This is a genomic window from Arthrobacter sp. NPDC056727 (genome assembly GCF_042790555.1).
In the GTDB taxonomy this organism is placed as follows: domain Bacteria; phylum Actinomycetota; class Actinomycetes; order Actinomycetales; family Micrococcaceae; genus Arthrobacter.
Window position 1 is genome coordinate 46,193 of record NZ_JBHTZA010000017.1, and the last position, 17,553, is coordinate 63,745.

Sequence of the window (17,553 nt, forward strand, 5' to 3'; positions counted from 1 at the left end):
TTTTCCTTCTAACTGCGGTGTTATTGAGGGGGAGGGGGCCGTTATTCTTTGACGCTTCCGGCGGACAGGCCGGACTGCCAGTAGCGCTGGAGCAGCAGGAACGCTGCGATCAGCGGCAGGATGGTGAGCAGGGAACCGGTGATGACGAGGTTGAAGATGGCTTCCCCGCCGGCTGTGCCGGCCTGCGCGTTCCAGGCATTCAGGCCCAGGGTGAGGGGATACCAGTCCGGGTTCTTCAGCATGATCAGCGGCAGGAAGTAGTTGTTCCAGGTGGCCACCATGGTGAAGAGCAGCACGGTGACGATGCCCGGGGTCAGCAGCGGAAGGCAGACCTGGAAGAAGGTGCGCGCCTCGCTCGCGCCGTCGATCCGGGCGGACTCCATGATCTCGGTGGGGATGGCCTCCGAGGCGAAGGTCCACATCAGGTACAGGCCAAAGGGCGAGATGAGCGAGGGAATGATCACGGCCCAGGGCGTGTTCGTGAGGCCAACTTGGCTGAACATCAGGAAGGTGGGAACGGCCAGGGCCGTGCCGGGAACGGCAACTGCACCGATGACGACGGCGAACACGGCCTTCCGCCCGGGGAAGTCGAACTTGGCCAGGGCGTAGCCGCCGAGGACGGCCAGGAAGGTGGCCCCGCCGGCGCCGAGGACGACATACAGGACTGTGTTGGCGAACCAGCGCAGGAAGATCCCGCCGTCGTATGTCGCTGTCCGGGCGATGTTGTCCCAGAGGGCGAAATCGCCGGCGAACCAGAGGCCGAAGGAGTTGAGGAGCCCGTCCTGGGTCTTGGTGGCATTGACCAGAAGCCAGAACAGCGGGGCGAGGCTGTAGAGAAGGACAAGCCCCATCAGGAGGGTCAGTGCCACACTCCGGCGCGAGCGCCGTGCTGTCCGTGGGGTCCGCAGACGTGTGGTGCGGAGCTTTGCCGGGGATGACGTGCCTGTGCCAACGCTGCGGGGCTGGGCGGCTGTCTGGACGCTCATGGTCAGCGCTCCTTTCGCATGCCGCGGACCTGGACGGCGTAGGCGATGGCCATGGTGATCAGGCCCATGATGATCGCCACCGTGGCGGAGTAGTTGTACTGCTGCCCGGAGAACGACAGGGAGAAGGCGTACAGGTTGGGCGTGAAGAACGTTGAGATGGTGTTCGGTGAGAGGCTCTTAAGGATGCTGGGCTCGTTGAAGAGCTGGAAGCTGCCGATCACGGAGAAGATGGTGGCCACCACAATGGCGCCGCGGATGGCCGGGAGCTTGATGGCCGCGATGACCCGCAGCTGGCCGGCGCCGTCGATCTCGGCGGCCTCATAGAGGGACTTGGGGATGACGGTCAGCGCGGAGTAGAAGATCAGCATGTTATAGCCGATGAACTCCCACGTGACGATGTTGCCGATGGAGGCCAGGACCAGTTCCGGGGAGAGCGGGCTGGGCAGGTTCAGGCCGAAGGCCTGGTTGATGTTTCCCACCAGGCCGAAGCGGGTGCCGTACATGAAGCCCCACATGAGCGTGGCCACCACGGCCGGAACGGCGTAGGGCAGGAAGATCGAGATCCGGAAGAACGACTTTCCGTAGAGCCGGCCGCTGTCCAGGGCCAGCGCCACCACAAGGGCGATGAACAGCATGACCGGCACCTGGACTGCCAGGAACAGCGAGACCCGGCCCAGCGCTGACCAGAACTGCGGGTCTCCCAAGGCCCGGGCGTAGTTGTCCAGGCCCACGAACGCCGTGCCGCCGATGAGCTGGTTGCGGAAGACGCTGAGGTAGATGGAATAGGCGATCGGCGCCAGGAACACCAGGGCGAAGACCGCCATGAAGGGGCCGATGAACCACCAGCCCGCCCAGGACCGGCGGTTGGTGCGTCTGGGACGGCCTGCCGGGGCGGCCGGGGCGGCCGGCGCCGCAAGGTGCGGGGACGTCATTGTCATGGAAGGTCCTCTGTCGGGCGGGTGACGGAACGTGTTCTGTTTGCGTAAACATTGGTGAGTGTTTTTGTGAGTGTTTGCGCAAACATGGTTGGTACGATGGTGACATGGAGCACCTACCCGGTCAACCCCCGGCCCAGAATGCGTCGCCCGGGCTGCGCGCGCAGGACATCGCCGCAGCGCCCTCCTCGAGACCGTCCGAGGGCTCACCGCCGCGGCGGAAGCAGCAGGTGTCCATGGCCGACGTCGCCAAGCTTGCCGGCGTGTCAGCCCAGACGGTGTCCCGCGTTTCCAACGGGAGCCCGGACGTCATCGAAAGCACGAGGCGCCAGGTCATTGACGCGATGAACGAGCTGGGGTACCGGCCCAACAGTGCCGCCCGGGCGCTCAAGCGCGGCAGCTTCCGGACCATCGGCGTCATCACGTTCTCGCTCTCCTCGCTGGGGAACATGCGCACCCTGGAGGCCATCGCCCTGCACGCCGCCCGGCAGGACTTCGCGATCACGCTCATCCCGGTCACTGCCCCGACACAGGCCGGGATCCAGGGAGCGTTCTCAAGGATGGGCGAACTCGCGGTCGACGCGGTGATCGCCATCATGGAAGTCCACCTTCTGGACGCCGCCACGGTGACGCTGCCACCGGGAGTGAAGGTCGTCGTCGTTGATTCCGACGCCGGCGAGCAGTACAGCGTTGTCGACACCGACCAGGCCGACGGCGCCCAAAAAGCCGTCAGGCACCTTCTGGACCTCGGCCACCGGACCGTCTGGCACGTCGCCGGCCCCGAGGAATCCTTCGCCAGCGAACGCCGCGCCGCCGCCTGGCGGGGCACCCTCACCGCCGCCGGCAGGCCCGTCCCGCCGGTGCTCCGTGGCGACTGGTCAGCCGACTCCGGCTACACCGCCGGCCTGCGGCTCGCCGACGAACCCGGGTGCACCGCCGTTTTCGCCGCCAACGACCACATGGCCCTCGGCCTGCTGCGGGCCTTCCGGGAAAAAGGGAAATCAGTCCCTGGCGACATCAGCCTCCTCGGCTTCGACGACGTCCCCGAAGCCTCCTCCTACGCTCCCCCGCTCACCACGGTCCACCAGAACTTCGCCGACGTCGGCGAACGCTGCGTCGACAACGTCCTAGAGCAGCTCAGCACCAACACCACCGAACCCGGCGTCACCCTGGTGCCCACCGAACTCGTGATCCGGCAGAGCACGGCGGCCCCACGCGCGGACTGACGGGGCCCGGCAGCCCCTGTCATCAGCAAAGGTGACGATCGATTGTTGATACGATCAATGATTGTTTTTCACCACTACCGGGGCAGGCATCGCTATGCAGGACACTAAAGCCGGAACGCCGCGGTTGGCGGCGGCTGAAATCGGCAACGACGTCGGCCTGCTGCTGGCCAAGCTGCACGCGGCCGGATCCGCACTGAACAACCGGGTCCTCGGGGATTTTGGGCTGCGGGAACGGTCCTTCTCGGTGCTGACGCTCGCCTGCAGCGGACTGGAGCCGACCCAGCGGGAACTGGCCATTTTCCTGGGCCTGGATCCCAGCCAGGTGGTCAGCCTCGTGGACGACCTCGAGCGCCGGGGCCTGGTGGAGCGCGCCACCGGCAAGCAGGACAGGCGGGCCAAGATCATTGTCTCGACGGCGGAGGGCCGCCGGATCCACGCCAAAGCCCGCGCATTACTGGAAGCCTGCGAACAGGAACAGCTCACGGCACTTTCCGACGCCGAAGCCGGCCAGTTGAGGATGCTGCTTCGCAAGGCCCTGTGGGGCGGGGCCTGACCCCCGCCCCACAGCAATGCCCGCCGGTTAGTTTTCCAGGAGGGAAACGTCCCGGACTGCGCCCTTGTCCGCGGAGGTGGCCATCGCGGCGTAGGCGCGCAGTGCGGCCGACACCTGGCGCTCCCGGTCCTTGGGCTTGTAGCCGCCGTTGATCAGGAGCTTTTCGCGGCGCTCGGCCAGGAGCTCATCGGAGACCTCCAGTTGCAGCGAACGCTCGCTGATGTTGATGCTGATGATGTCGCCGTCCTCCACCAGGGCGATGGCGCCGCCGGACGCCGCCTCGGGCGAGATGTGACCGATGGACAGGCCGGACGTGCCGCCGGAGAAGCGGCCGTCCGTGATGAGGGCGCACTTCTTGCCCAGGCCGCGGCCCTTGAGGAACGACGTCGGGTACAGCATTTCCTGCATGCCCGGGCCGCCCTTGGGGCCTTCGTAGCGGATGACCACCACGTCGCCTTCCTTGATGGTCTTATTCAGGATCTTTTCCACGGCTTCGTCCTGGGACTCGCACACAACGGCCGGCCCCTGGAAGGTCCAGATGGACTCGTCCACGCCGGCGGTCTTCACCACGGCGCCGTCCACTGCGACGTTGCCGCGCAGCACGGCCAGCCCGCCGTCCTTGGAGTAGGCATGCTCCACAGAGCGGATGCAGCCGCCTTCGGCATCGGTGTCCAGGGAGGTCCATTCGTTCGACTGCGAGAAGGCGGTGGAGGAGCGGACGCCGCCGGGAGCAGCGTGCCACAGGGCCTTCGCTTCCTCGGTGGCTTTGCCGCCGCGGATGTCCCAGTCATCCAGCCAGCCGTCCAGGTCGTCGGAGTGCACGGAGTGGACGTCCTTGTGCAGGAGGCCGCCGCGGTTCAGCTCACCCAGGAGGGCGGGGATGCCGCCGGCGCGGTGCACGTCCTCCATGTAGTAGGTCTTGTCCTTGGCGACGTTCGGGGCCACCTTGGCCAGGCAGGGCACCTGGCGGGACTTGGCGTCCATCTCGGCCAGGCCGTAGTCCACGCCCGCCTCCTGGGCCGCGGCCAGCAGGTGCAGGATGGTGTTGGTGGAGCCGCCCATGGAGATGTCCAGGGCCATGGCGTTGTCGAAGGCCTTGGCGGTGGCGATGGAGCGCGGCAGCACGGAATCGTCGTCGCCGTCGTAATAGCGCTTCACCAGCTCGACGACGGTGGCGCCGGCTTTCTCGTACAGAGCCTTGCGGGCGGTGTGGGTCGCGAGCACGGAGCCGTTACCCGGCAGGGCCAGGCCGATGGCTTCGGCGAGGCAGTTCATGGAGTTGGCGGTGAACATGCCGGAGCAGGAACCGCAGGTGGGGCAGGCATTCTCTTCGATGAGGTTGATGTCCTCGTCGGAGATGGACTCGTCCACGGCGTCGGCAATGGCGTTCACCAGGTCCAGGGAGCGCACGGAGCCGTCGGTCAGGGTCACGCGTCCGGCCTCCATGGGGCCGCCGGAGACGAACACGACGGGGATGTTCAGGCGCAGCGCGGCCATGAGCATGCCCGGGGTGATCTTGTCGCAGTTGGAGATGCAGACCAGGGCGTCGGCGCAGTGCGCGTTGACCATGTACTCCACGGAGTCGGCGATCAGGTCGCGGGAAGGCAGCGAGTAGAGCATGCCGGAGTGGCCCATGGCGATGCCGTCGTCCACGGCGATGGTGTTGAACTCGCGCGGCACGGCGCCGGCGGCGAGGATCGCGTCGGAGACGATCCGGCCCACAGGCGCGAGGTGGGTGTGGCCGGGAACGAATTCGGTGAAGGAGTTGGCCACGGCGATGATGGGCTTGCCGATGTCCGAGTTGGCGACGCCGGAGGCGCGCAGCAGTGCGCGGGCTCCGGCCATGTTGCGGCCGTGGGTGACTGTTTTTGAGCGTAGTGCAGGCATGAATACCATCCTGCGTGGTCCTTGGGGCAGGTGGAAGACGGTCCTGATACTAGTAGTGGGGGTACCAGAGTAATAGTATTTACGGGTGCAGGGTTCGGAAACACGCAAGGAGCTCGGTCTCTTCCTCAGGGCCCGGCGGGACCAGGCAGTGCGGGCCGAGTACGGCCTGCCGCCCATAGCCCGGAAGCGCGAGCGCGGTCTTCGCCGCGAAGAAATCGCCTTCCTCTCCGGGGTGAGCGTCACCTGGTACACGTGGCTTGAGCAGGGCAGGGACATCAGCCCCTCCCGGCAGGTCCTGGAGTCCATCTGCCGCTCCCTGCATCTTTCGGACACGGGACTCGCGTACGTCCTGTCGCTCGGAGGCTACGCATCAACGGCGCCGTCCAGCCCCGCGGCCGCCACGGCGCCCGCCCACGTTCAGCGGCTGATGGATGCGCTGGATCCGAACCCGGCGTTCGCACTCTTCCCCGACTGGGGGGTCGCGGGCTGGAACACCGCCTACGCGGCACTGTACCCCAACATCGCCACGGTTCCCGCGCCGGACCGCAATCTCCTGTGGCTGGTTTTCACGGATCCCTACGTCCGGGACCTGCTTCCCGACTGGGAGGTCACCAGCAAGCGGTTCCTCGCGGAGTTCCGGGCCGAAACCGGGCAGCGCCTCGGTGATCCGGACATCAAGTACCAGGTGGAACGGCTCCAGGAGGCCAGCCAAGAGTTCCGGGCGGCCTGGGACCGGTACGACATCCTCGGCTTCGAATCCCGGGAGCGGCTGTTCCACCACCCGGCGGTGGGAGTCCTGCAGCTGGAGCACCACCAGCTCTCCCCCTCGGACCGGCCCGATCTCCACATCGTGGTCTACACGCCCGCCCCCGGAAGCGAGGCAAGCCACCAGATGCAGCGCCTGATGTCCGGCTCCCGCTAGACACACTTCACACGGCACCCCCTTGCCGCACCGCGAACTTCGGAGAATAATAGTTAGCAATGCTAATTAGCTGCGCTAACCACCATTTTAGGAGGCGCGAAATGCCACCAACCCGAGCGGCAGACGCAGAAGCCACCGAATTCACCAGCCCGGACGCCCTGGCCATCGACCTGCGAACGGCGGTCATGAGAACCTCCCGCAGGCTGCGCGTAGAGGCAACCGGCGATGTCATCACGCCGGGCCAGTACACAGTTCTGGCCCAACTGAACGGGAACGGACCCCACACACCAAGGGAGCTGGCGGAGCGTGAACACGTGCAGGCACCGTCGATGACCCGGATCGTGAACGCCCTCGCCGAGCAGGGCTTCGTGTCCCGTTCGGCCCACCCGGCGGACGGCCGCCAGGTCCAGGTGAGCATCACCCCCGCCGGGGAGGCTGCACTGGAAGAAGCGCGGGACCAGCGGACTGCCTGGCTGGCCCAGCGCGTGGCCGGCTTAAGCCCGGAGGACCGGCTTACCCTGAGCCGCGCCGCGCACATCCTCCAGGAGATGATCGCCCAATGAGCACCACCTTCCGGGCGCTGGGCAACCCAAACTACCGGCTGTGGGCCGGCGGAGCCCTGGTCTCCAACATCGGCACCTGGATGCAGCGGGTGGCGCAGGACTGGCTGGTCCTGACGGTTCTCACGGACCACTCGGGCACCGCTGTCGGCATCACCACGGCTCTGCAGTTCCTTCCCATGCTGCTGCTCGGGCCGTATGCGGGCGTCCTGGCGGACCGGTACCCCAAACGTGCGATCCTGCTGTGGACGCAGTCGGCCATGGGCCTGTGCGGGCTGGTCGTTGGGCTTCTGGTGGTGACCGGTTCGGCGCAGCTGTGGCAGGTCTACGCGGCAGCCCTGTTCCTCGGGCTCGCCAGCGCCATCGACGGGCCGGCGCGCCAGGCCTTCGTCTCCGAACTCGTCGGGCAGGAGGACATCGCGAACGCTGTGTCCCTCAACTCGGCTTCCTTCAACACGGCACGGCTCACCGGCCCCGCGATCGCAGGCGTCCTTATTGCGTGGGCAGGCACCGGCCCCGTTTTCCTGCTCAACGCGGCCAGCTTCATTGCCGTCATCATCTCGCTGACCCGGATCCGCAGATCAGAGCTGGCCCCGGCCGTACGGGCGGTCCGGGGCAAGCACCAGGTTGCCGAGGGGCTGGCCTACGTGCGCCGGCGCCCCGACCTGGTGCTCATCCTGGTCCTGGTCGCCATTCTCGGCGCGTTCGGCATGAACTTCCCCATCACCAACGCCCTGATGTCCACGGCGGAATTCGGAATGGGGCCGGGCGAATTCGGGCTTCTGGGCTCCGTCATGGCGGTCGGAACACTGTCCGGCGCACTGCTGGCGGCGCGCAGGGCCCGCCCCCGCCTGCGTTTCCTGCTTGGCGGGGCGCTGGGCCTGGGCCTGTTCACGCTGATAGCCAGCGTGTCGCCGTCGTTCTGGCTGTACGCCGCCGTTCTGGTCCCGGTGGGGCTGGCCTCCCTGACCTTCCTGAACAGCTGCAACACGAGCATCCAGCTCTCCGTGGAGCCGCAGTTCCGCGGACGTGTGCTGGCCCTTTACCTGGCAACCCTGCAGGGCGGGACTGCACTGGGGGCGCCGCTCATGGGCTGGCTGGGCACCACCTTCGGGGCCCGGTGGTCCGTAGCCGCCGGCGGCGCGGTGGTGCTGCTGGCCGGACTGCTTGCCGTGGCCGCCGTCGTCCGGAAAAGCCCGCTTACCTGGCGGCAGCAACTGTCCGCCTCCTTCCCGGGGAGGCGTGCGCCGCGCGGACCGGCCGAGCCCGTCAGCCCTTCGGCGTGAGGGCGCGCTCCAGAATGAAGTCGTTTTCCACCGAGTCGCCCAGGGTGAATGACTTGGCCCCGATCTTGGTGAAGCCGGACTTCCCGTAGAAGCGGATGGCCTTCGCGTTCTGGCTGTTGACGCCCAGCCAGACGCTGGCAGCCCCCTGCTCCGCGGCCCAGTCCAGTGAGGCCCGCATGAGCGTGGAGGCTGCGCCCCGGCCGTGATGGTCCGGGTGCACATAGCACTTGCTGAGCTCGACGGACCGCCTTGCGCCCAGGGCACGGAGCACGTCCGGGTCAGTTGCCTGGCGGTCGACGAGCAGAGTGTAGCCGTCCAGCCGGCCGCCCTCCTCGAGCACCAGGATGGCACTCCTGGTGTCCGCGAGATACTCCGCGAATTTCTCCGCGCTGAGCGTCCGCTTGAGGTGGAGCTCGATATCCTCGGGCGAGGCGCCTGGCGGGCAGGCGAGCGGGAAGGTGGCCGCCGCCAGCTCAGCCAGGGCGGCAGTGTCCCCTGCAACGGCCTTCCGGATCATCGAAACTCCAAGCGTGAGAGCGGGCAACAGAAAGAGTCTATGCCCGGCCCAGCTGGGGTCGCCCCCATGAGTTAGGTCAGCGGCCGTCGGTCACGCTGGGCTCGACCGCCCACGCGAGGCGGTGCAGGAAGCTGGCAGTCCGGCCCCGGAACGTATTCCAGGCCGCCGACCGCGGCGCTGCCTCCTCAACGACAGTCGGGGCCCCGGGCAGGGCGCTTGTGGCCAGGCTGTCGGAGCGGGACAGGAAGAGGGCCATCATGCCGGCGCTTTGCATATTTTCTCCAGAGCGATGTTCAAGAAATGGTGATGGGGGAAATCGCGAGGGCCAGGGCAGAAGGCGTACGACGCCGGCTGTTCAGCGGGTCTGTTGCGTCGCCCTGGGGCCGTGCCCGGCTCCGCCGGACACCCGATTCCCACCCATTATTCCAGAGCGGTCAACCGGTTGACGAATCGAGACGCAGGTCGCTAATGGCGAAGAAAAGCTGGTCAACTTTCGTTGACGCCACCCTCGCCGTCAATTAAAGTTGACGGAATGGAGGTGGAGCGTATGAAAACCCTGGTGGGATCCATGGATGGCGACAACCCGGTGAACGGACTGCAGGCGGTCGCCGAGCTGCACCGCGAGATCGGGCGGGCGGAAGCGGCCCTCGTCCGCCGGGCCCGGCTGGCGGGCCTGTCCTGGGAGGCAATCGCGCACGCACTCGGCGTCAGCAAGCAGGCTGTGCACAAGAAGTACGGCAAGAGATAAAGCCAACGAGCCCCGCATGAACTCCTCGAAGTTCATGCGGGGCTCCCCCGCTGCGGAGGAGTTTTTGTCCAGATACCACGGGTTGGAGGCCCCTGAAGTCGCGACAAGTGGACAAAAACTCCAACATCAGAGCTGGCTGTGCAGGCGCTCCAGTTCCGCCTTGGTGACGGGCAGGACCGTGCCGTGGCGCGGGGCCCGCGGCAGCTCGTAGTTCGTCGAAAGCTTCCAGTCCGGGTTCTCCAGGCTGGTGCTTTCCAGCGGGATGTAGCCGCGGCCGCCGAACTCGTCGACGAACAGGTAGTACTTCTCCTCGGTGTTCGACTTGAAGACCGTCGGGCCTTCCACCCCGCCCGTTCCGGCCTTCTTGCCAATGCAGTTGCCCAGCAGCGTCCAATTGCGTGGGTTGGTGGCGGGCAGGTCGACGGCCAGCAGGTCGCTCGACTTTTCCTGCATGATGTCCAGGCAGCCGGAGACCTGCCCCTCGTCCTTGGTGAACCGGTAGTAGGTGTCGCCCTCCTTGATGACTGTGGAGTCGATGACCGAGTTGCCGGGATCGTTCCACACCTTGGCCTCGGTGAAGGTCCGGAAGTCCCTGGTGGTGGAGTACATCATCTTGTTGTACGTGCCGCCGGTGTGGTTGGGGTCGTTGTCGCCGTAGATCTTGGACGCCCAGTACACAACATAGGCGCCGATCTTCTCGTCGTAGTGCGCTTCCGGCGCCCAGGTGTTGCCCGCGGTGTCCGGGGAGACCTTAACGTGGCGCTGGCCGGACCAGTTGACCAGGTCGGTCGACTCCCAGACCTCGATGTACTGGCTGCCCTGGCGCTGGGAGGAGTCCCAGCTGGTGCCGCTGCCGATGGAGAGGTCAGTGGCGATCATGTAGAACTTGTCGCCTTCCGGGGAGCGGATGATGAACGGATCGCGCAGGCCCTTGGTGCCGAGCCCGGATTTGAGAACGGGCTGGCCGCCGTTCAGTTCGTCCCATTTGAGGGCGTCGTTGCCGCGGCTGGCTGCCATGTAGATGTTCTCGCCGGCGAGGTCGTTGCCGGTGAAGTACGCGAAGGCGTAGCCCTCCTTTGCTTCCGCCTTGGGCAGCGGCAGCACCGCGACGCGGAACTTCTTCTTGGCCTTCGCCTTGCCGAGGCTCACCGCGGCCTGCAGGTTGAGCACGGCGGGCTTGCTGCCGTAGGCCGGCCGGGTGACCTCGCCGGTGGAGGTGACAACGGCGTCGTCGTTCGACTTCCATTCCACGGCGGTGCCGTGCAGGCCGGCCGCCGGAAGGGTGATGTTCCCGCGGATCGCGTCGGCGTCCCAGACGTTCAGGGCGGCGGAGGCCTCACTGACCTTCTGGTCGTCGCTGATGTCTTCCGGCACCGTGACGGTAAAGGATTTCGACGCCGATGCCCCACCTGAGGTGGCCGTGGCCGTCAGGGTGACGGTGGCGTCTCCTGTTCCGTGGGCCGGCCGGGTGACGGCGCCCTGGGCCGAGACCGTGGCCGGATCCGAGGAGGACCAGGTGTAGGCCGAGCCGTTGGGCCCGGTGGCCGGCAGTTTCAGGTTGGCGGTCACCGCGGAGGTGTCCCCCAACGACAGGTCCTGCAGGTCGAGTGCTACCCGCTGTTCCGGGGAAACGTAGCCGAGCTCTCGCACCTCGTCGGCCGAGAGGGCGCGGTTGTAGATGCGGAAGTCGCGGACCTGGCCCTTGAGGTACTTATCGCCGCTGTAGACGGAGCGCCCAAGGTAGTTCGCCGTCGTCGTTCCTCCCCCGATGCTTCCCGGCGTGATGGTGACGCCGGTCTTCCGGGCGACTTCGGTGCCGTCCTCGTAGAGGACGGCGGTTCCGCCGCTCAGGGTATAGGTGATGGTTTTCCACGCGCCGCGGGCCAGGTCCCGGTTGGCGCTGGTGGTCTGCTCGGTGGACCAGTTGCCGCTGGCAATGGAGGTCCGGTACGAGTTGCCCGTGGTGAAGAGGTAGCCGTTGCCGGTGCCGCTGGTGGTGTTGCCCATCCCCCAGATGAAGTACGGGGCGCCCTGGTCGGCCGCGATCTTCACGTCCGTGGAGACGGTGATGGCGTCCAGCCCCCGCATGACGTCGTTGGGAAGCCGGACGTGGCCGTTGGTGCCGCCGAGCTGCAGCCCTTCGCTGCCCAGGGCGGTGGCGTCACCGCTGATCACGCCATTGCGGCCGTTGCCGGAACTGTCCTCGGCCACCGTCCCTGCGGCTTCGGTCAGGTTGTACTTGAGGACCAGCCCGTCGTCGACGGCGGCGTGGGCGGGTATGGCGGTCAGCCCGCCGAGCGCCAGTGCGGCGGAAGCGGCCAGTGCGGCCGCCGTCGCTATGGCCGGGCCCGTGCGGGCCCGCGAGTGGGTAGGGAGCATTGAGACACTTTCGTTCGGGCGGCCCGAAGGCCGCTGGGGGTGGGTGGGTAAGTCAGTTCAGCCGCGTGCCGAACTGAAGGCCGCCCGCTGCGCCGCGGCGTAAATGCGGTCTGCGTCGGCCCGGCTGAGCGGGCCTTCGGAGACCCACGTGTTCGTCACCTGGGTGACGCGGCGGAGCAGTGACGGTTTGTTGGCGAAGGGGGCTGCCTGCCAGACGTCGTCGAGGAGCGTGGTCTGGTTGGCCCGCACGGGGTTGGCGACGCCCGAATCCACGCCGCCGAACACCACGGAAGGCTCGGCGCGGCGGAAGTACGAGTGGAACGCGTCCTCCGTCCCTTCGAGGAACGGCGCCAGTTCGACGCCGGCGAGGGTGAAGTGCAGGGGTTTGCCGGCGACCGGCCTGAGTGCCGGGGCAAGATCGCCGTTGAGCCGGGCCGTTCCGTAGAGGCCGAACGGGAGAAGGCCGGTGCGGGCGTCGCGTGCCACCAGGTGCACCGGCCCGTACATGAGCGTCTGCACGGAAGGATCGTCCAGGGTCCGCTCGGCGCGGAGGGTGAACGGCATGTCCACGTCGACCGTGTCCCCGGTCTTCCAGGTCCGGGCGAGGCTGAGGTAAGTGCCCGGCGTCGCCGTCGCTTCAGCGGGTGCCCCGTTGACCCGGACGGTGAAGCCCGCCGTGGCCCACGCTGGAACCCGCAGCCGGAGCTCGAACCGCCCTGAGCCTTCAATCTTCAGCGCCGTCTTCTGTTCGAAGGGGAAGGACGTCGCCTGGGTGACCGTGATGTTCTTCGCGGCCCAGCGCAGGGTGGACGGAATGTAGAGGTTGACGTAGAGGGCATTGCCGCCCCCGGCGGTGAAGTACACGGAATCCTGGTACTTCGTTGCGGATTCGAGGCCGGTGCCTTCGCAGCACGTGGTCCCCTGCTTGGGCGTGAAGTCGCGGACGGCGCCGGGCTGCAGGCCGATGAAGTAGGTGGCCAGCGGCAGCTCCGCGCTCTCCCGGTCCTGCTTGGAGCCGAGGACCTGGTTGAAAAGCGCCCGCTCGTAGTAGTCCATGTAGGCGGGATTCCGGTCCTTGAAGAACAGCTCGCGGGACAGCTTGAGCATGTTGTAGGCGCAGCAGGATTCGGCGTCGGTGGCGTTCAGGGTGGCTGCAATCCGGTCCCGCTCCTTCCAGAACTCACCCTGGCTGGTCCCGCCGATGCTGAACATGCGCGTGGGCACCACCATGCTCCAGAAGTTGCGGGCCGCGGTGAGGTACCGCTCCTCGCCGGTGGTGTTGTACATGAGCACCAGCCCGGTGAAGATCGGGATGTGCTGGTTGGCGTGCAGGCCGGCTAGGACGTCCTTGTTCTGGGCGCAGGCGTCGATGAGGGAGTCGAGGTCGAAGTACTTGGCGAGTTCCAGGTGCTCCGGCTTGCCGGTGTGGCCGTGGGTCTCCAGGATGGCCTCTACGATGCCGCCGTATTCGCCGCTGGAGAAGATACCCCACATGCGTTGCCGGACCGCGGGGGTGAGTTTGCTTAACCGGAAGTGCATCCAGTCGCAGAGCCCGGAGGCCAGGTCCAGGGCCTTCGGTTCGGAGGTTGCCGTGTAGGCGTCCAGGAGGCCCTTCAGGATCTTGTGGGCGGTGTAGTAGGGAGCCCAGACGCGGAAGTAGTCGGGGCTGGTCCTGCTTTCCAGTTCGACGAACTGGGTCTCCGGGTAGGCCGCCAGGTAGCCGGGATGGCTGGGCAGTCCCCAGGTGCGGCGGACCGTTGCATTCCGGCCCTTGCCGGAGGCGTCCGCCAGCACGGAGCCGCCGGTTTCTCCGCAGGCGAGGGAGACGACGTCGCCGTTCCCGGCCGAGGTGTCCGACGCGCGGGCTGCCGCCAGCTCCGCTACCTGCGCCGCGGTCAGCGCGGACTGCCAGATGTTGACGTCCTGGTAGGCGCCGGCAAAGTTGGGGTCGTTGTACTGCGACCGGCCAAGCCAGACGTTGGCGAGGCTTCCCAGTAGGGCCGGGGTCAGGGTCAGGGCGGTGTTCTGGCCGGCCTGCTTTCCGTTGACGTACAGCGTTCCGGTCCGGCCGTCGAGCGTGACGGCTACGTGGCTCCACTCGTTGACCGGCAGCGGGGCGGCGCCCACGATGGTCTGTTCACCGCCGGCGAAGTTGCGGGTGATGGCGAACCGCGGCAGGCCGGCGCCGTCGCGCTGGGCGAGGAACGCGTAGGTTCTGGTGTCATTGCCGAAGTCGAAGATCCGAGCCCAGTTCGCCGCCGCCGTCGGACGTACCCACGCGGCGAAGGTCATGGCCGTCAGCCCGTCCACGGAGCCGGCGGGCAGCTGGCCATACATATACGAACCGCGGGCGATGTCGACGGCGGTCCCGGACAGACGGCCCCCGGTGGTCCGGATGGCGGGTTCCACGGAGAGCGCCCCGCGGCATTCGTGCAGGGAGGCCACCAGGTTCCGCAGCTTGGTGCCGAAGACCTCCTCCCCCGTGCCCGCGTAGGCCTGGGCCAGCATGGACATGTGGTGGCCGGTGAAGTGCCTGCGCAGGTTGCCGTTGGCCTCGCCGTCGAGCCCCTCCCAGCCGCCGGCGGGCAGCGGCACCACCCCGGCCAGCGGCTGCAGGCCGGCGTTGGCGCGGAAGACATTGAGGTATCGCCGCTCGTCGTAGCCGCGGGCGAAGTTCAGGATCAGCTCACGCTTCCGGGCGAACACCCCCGGGCCCAGGCTGACGTCGGACAGTTTGAAGGGGCTGAGGGCGCCCGCGCCGGCGAGCGCCGCCCCGGTAATCGGGTCCTCTGCGTTCGCCGCCTGCGCCGCCAGGGACGGCAGCCAGGGCAGGACGGCAGTGGCCGCACCGAGCCGGAGGATGTTGCGTCTGGACACGTGATTCATCATTGGATCTCCTTGGGAATGGTCCGGTTGGAAATGGTCCGGATAAGGGGAAGGCCCGGCTGTTCAGTCCAGCCGGGCCTTCCCGGTCAAAGCCATCGGCTTTGGTGGTGCCTACTTACTTATGCGCGTTGGCCAGCCGGATGAAGGTCACCGACTTCGGTTCGAATTCGTAGGTGAACGCCGCTCCCGCGCCGCTGAAGGTGCTCGACGCCGGGGCCAGGTTCTGCCCGTCGGCCGTCTGCGTGAGGGTGGTCACCGCAGCTGTGGTGCCGAGGTTGGCCGCGCCGGCCACCTTGATGTCCACCGGGGTCTTGTCCGCGGAGGTGTTGACCACCTTCACGATGGTGTCGCCGGACTTGGCGTCCTGGGTGACCACCGAGTAGACGGGGTCGGCCTGCGTGTCATCCACGGTGCCCCACAGGACGTTGTCCAGATAGAGCTTCGCGGTGCGCCCGGAGACCTCGATCCGGATGTCGTATTCATGTCCGGTCTGGATCACGGTGTTCTTTTCGATGACGTTCGTCTTGCCGCCGTTGACGGCCTTCTCGACGACGGACTTCGAGTTGTTCCAGCCGCCCAGGTTCCACCAGAAGTAGTTGCCGGTGTCCTTGACGCCGAAGGAAACGAGGAAGCCCTCCGAGCCGGCCAGCTTGGTGGCCTTGGTGCTGAGCGTGTAGTTGCTCCAGTCGGCGCTGCCGGCGGTCACCATGGTGTTCTGCGCGGTGGTGCTGGACTGGACGTAGCCGCCGTCCTGGACGGACCAGGATCCCGTGCCGTTGCCGGTCCAGGCTGCTGCTGTTCCGGAGAAGTCGTCGCTGAACAGGGTGGCGCCGTCCGCGCCGGTGACCTTGACGTCGTCGTAGCGGGCAGAGGTGGCCCACGTGGACAGGCCGATCTTGCCGGAAATCGGCACCACGGTGGAGGCCGGGTTCTCCTGCGTGCTGGGCACAACCTGCGTGCCGACGTTGTTCATGAACAGCTTCTGGACCTCGTAATTGGGGGTGGTCCGCACGGATGTGCCGTTGAAGAACATCATGTCCGGGCTCCACTGCGTGTTGGCCTCGTTGGCGATCAGCGGCGCGTAGGACGCCATCTTGACCACGTCCGCGTTCCGCTCCAGGCCGGTCATGTACGAGGCTTCGGCCAGGGCGTTCTCCGGCTTGTTCCCCTGCGACGCGTACTCGCCGAGGAAAACCTTGTAGCTGTTGCGGTCGTAGGAGTCGTAGCGGTGGTTGTTGTTCAGGAACCACGACGGCGTGTTGTAGTAATGCTCGTCAACGAGGTCCACGCCGGTGGTGGCGTTGAAGTTGGCGAGGTCCTCGAACTCGGGGCCCTGGCTGAACGGGCCCGTGTTGCCGATGATCTTGATCTCGGGGTGGGCCTTGCGGACGGCATTGTAGAACTGGGTGAAGTACTGCTTGAACTCCGGCTTGTACTCCTCGTTGCCCAGCGAGATGCGGTCCAGGTTGTACGGCGCCGGGTGGCCGTAGGCGATGCGCTTGGCGCCCCACTCGGTGCTGGCGTCGCCGTTCGCGAACTCGATCAGGTCCAGGGTGTCCTGGATATACCGGTCGAGGGTTGCCTGGTCCGGGGCGCGGTTGCTGTCTCCGCAGCCGGTTACGCCCACCGGAACCACGGGAACCGGAACGGCGCCCATGTCCTCGGCCCACTGGAAGTACTCCATGTAGCCGAGGCCGTAGCTCTGGTTGTAGCCCCAGAAGTTCCGGTTGACGGGGCGCTGCTCCACCGGGCCGATGGTGTCCTTCCACTGGTAGGTCCGGGCGCGCGTGTAGTTGGGGGCCGAGTAGGTGTCGTAGCTTCCGGTGTTGACGATGCAGCCGCCGGGGAAGCGCAGGAAGCCGGGATGCAGGTCGTTGACCTTCTCGGCAAGGTCCTTGCGCAGGCCGTTTTCCCTGCCGTTCCAGGTGTCCTGGGGGAACAGCGACACCATGTCCAGGCGGACGGTGCCGGTCCCCTGGACAACCGTCGCCAGCCGCCCGGCGCCGGTTGAGGACTTGGGCGAGAGGGTCACCTCGTACTTGGCCCAGCGGTCACCCTTGACCTTGATGGTGGCGATGTCCAGGCGGGTTCCCTCCGGCGTCTCCAGCGTCACGGCGAGGGTGGACCCGGACGGGTTGGAGGTGCGCGCCCACACGGAGTAGTTGTACTTTTTCTTCGCCTCGAGCTTCTGCCCGGCGTTCCAGCCGCTGTTGCGCACGCCCACTCCGGCACCGCTTCCGGCGCCGGCCGCGGTGGCATCGATCTGCAGGTAGTTCCGGTTGTTTTCGTTCAGCCGGTTGCTGTCATTGACGACGGCGACTGTTCCGTCGCTGCCCCGCTTCAGGGTTTCCCAGGCGGTCATCGGCGTGTAGGTGCGGTTGTCGGCGGAATTGAACTCGAAGGACCTGTTCTGGACGAGCTCCGCATAGATGCCGCCGTCGGCACCCTGGTTGATGTCCTCGTAGAAGGCTCCGTACATGGTGGGGTCGATCGCGGGCCCGGACCCTGCTGCGTCGATGCTGATGGTCCGGTTCTGGCCGGACTCGGCATTGGCGCCCAGGGCCGGCGCCAACGACAGCAGCGCGGCCGCCAGCGACCCGGTGAGCACCAGGGTGCAGGTCCGCTTGGTGGGTGAAAGTTTTGATGGCATGGAAGGGATGGCCTTTCT

Annotated in this window: 14 protein-coding genes; 6 read left to right on the forward strand and 8 right to left on the reverse strand. The window is 66.8% G+C overall.

Features of this window, described 5'->3' with window-relative positions:
- Positions 1-41 precede the first annotated feature (41 nt).
- On the reverse strand, positions 42-986 hold the full coding sequence (locus ACFRAH_RS16800) for a carbohydrate ABC transporter permease (RefSeq protein WP_377992040.1): 945 nt from the start codon (positions 984-986) through the stop codon (positions 42-44).
- Positions 987-988: 2 nt separating this feature from the next.
- The gene (locus ACFRAH_RS16805; RefSeq protein WP_377992041.1) at positions 989-1,924 is read right to left on the reverse strand and encodes a carbohydrate ABC transporter permease; all 936 of its coding nucleotides are present in this window, start codon (positions 1,922-1,924) and stop codon (positions 989-991) included.
- A gap of 104 nt (positions 1,925-2,028) precedes the next feature.
- On the opposite strand from ACFRAH_RS16805, the gene ACFRAH_RS16810 reads away from it, so the two are divergent.
- Positions 2,029-3,147 (forward strand): LacI family DNA-binding transcriptional regulator, encoded by a 1,119-nt coding sequence (locus ACFRAH_RS16810; protein ID WP_377992042.1) that lies wholly within the window; start codon positions 2,029-2,031, stop codon positions 3,145-3,147.
- Positions 3,148-3,241: 94 nt separating this feature from the next.
- Positions 3,242-3,700 (forward strand): MarR family winged helix-turn-helix transcriptional regulator, encoded by a 459-nt coding sequence (locus tag ACFRAH_RS16815; protein WP_377992084.1) that lies wholly within the window; start codon positions 3,242-3,244, stop codon positions 3,698-3,700.
- A 27-nt stretch (positions 3,701-3,727) separates the two neighbouring features.
- Here the strand turns inward: ACFRAH_RS16815 and ilvD are convergent, their stop codons facing one another.
- Positions 3,728-5,587 (reverse strand): dihydroxy-acid dehydratase, encoded by a 1,860-nt coding sequence (gene ilvD, locus ACFRAH_RS16820; RefSeq protein WP_377992043.1) that lies wholly within the window; start codon positions 5,585-5,587, stop codon positions 3,728-3,730.
- Between the two features lie 85 nt (positions 5,588-5,672).
- Between ilvD and ACFRAH_RS16825 the strand changes: the two genes are divergently transcribed.
- The 3 genes from ACFRAH_RS16825 to ACFRAH_RS16835 all read left to right on the forward strand — a co-directional run bounded on the left by ACFRAH_RS16825 (position 5,673) and on the right by ACFRAH_RS16835 (position 8,355).
- A complete protein-coding gene (locus ACFRAH_RS16825; protein ID WP_377992044.1) occupies positions 5,673-6,509 on the forward strand; it encodes a helix-turn-helix transcriptional regulator in 837 nt (278 codons plus the stop codon).
- Positions 6,510-6,610: 101 nt separating this feature from the next.
- Complete coding sequence (locus ACFRAH_RS16830) at positions 6,611-7,072, forward strand: MarR family winged helix-turn-helix transcriptional regulator (protein WP_377992045.1); 462 nt, start codon at positions 6,611-6,613, stop codon at positions 7,070-7,072.
- Complete coding sequence (locus tag ACFRAH_RS16835; protein WP_377992046.1) at positions 7,069-8,355, forward strand: MFS transporter; 1,287 nt, start codon at positions 7,069-7,071, stop codon at positions 8,353-8,355. Before ACFRAH_RS16830 ends, ACFRAH_RS16835 begins: the two co-directional genes overlap by 4 nt.
- Here the strand turns inward: ACFRAH_RS16835 and ACFRAH_RS16840 are convergent.
- Positions 8,339-8,872 (reverse strand): GNAT family N-acetyltransferase, encoded by a 534-nt coding sequence (locus ACFRAH_RS16840; protein ID WP_377992085.1) that lies wholly within the window; start codon positions 8,870-8,872, stop codon positions 8,339-8,341. The two genes, ACFRAH_RS16835 and ACFRAH_RS16840, sit on opposite strands and share 17 nt — an antisense overlap.
- A 76-nt stretch (positions 8,873-8,948) precedes the next feature.
- Positions 8,949-9,131: a hypothetical protein gene (locus tag ACFRAH_RS16845; protein WP_377992047.1), complete on the reverse strand. Its 183-nt coding sequence runs from the start codon at positions 9,129-9,131 to the stop codon at positions 8,949-8,951.
- A 273-nt stretch (positions 9,132-9,404) separates the two neighbouring features.
- Here ACFRAH_RS16845 and ACFRAH_RS16850 point away from each other — a divergent pair, with 273 nt between their 5' ends.
- Positions 9,405-9,620, forward strand: coding sequence for an AsnC family protein (locus ACFRAH_RS16850; protein WP_377992048.1), 216 nt, complete (start codon positions 9,405-9,407; stop codon positions 9,618-9,620).
- A 126-nt stretch (positions 9,621-9,746) separates the two neighbouring features.
- Here the strand turns inward: ACFRAH_RS16850 and ACFRAH_RS16855 are convergent, their stop codons facing one another.
- From ACFRAH_RS16855 to ACFRAH_RS16865, 3 genes are all read right to left on the reverse strand, one after another.
- Entirely contained in the window at positions 9,747-11,999 is a 2,253-nt protein-coding gene (locus tag ACFRAH_RS16855) for an immunoglobulin-like domain-containing protein (protein ID WP_377992049.1), read from the reverse strand.
- Between the two features lie 57 nt (positions 12,000-12,056).
- Positions 12,057-14,888, reverse strand: a complete 2,832-nt coding sequence (locus tag ACFRAH_RS16860) for a beta-L-arabinofuranosidase domain-containing protein (RefSeq protein WP_377992050.1) — start codon at positions 14,886-14,888, stop codon at positions 12,057-12,059.
- A gap of 112 nt (positions 14,889-15,000) precedes the next feature.
- Entirely contained in the window at positions 15,001-17,535 is a 2,535-nt protein-coding gene (locus ACFRAH_RS16865; protein WP_377992051.1) for an alpha-L-arabinofuranosidase C-terminal domain-containing protein, read from the reverse strand.
- Positions 17,536-17,553 lie beyond the last annotated feature (18 nt).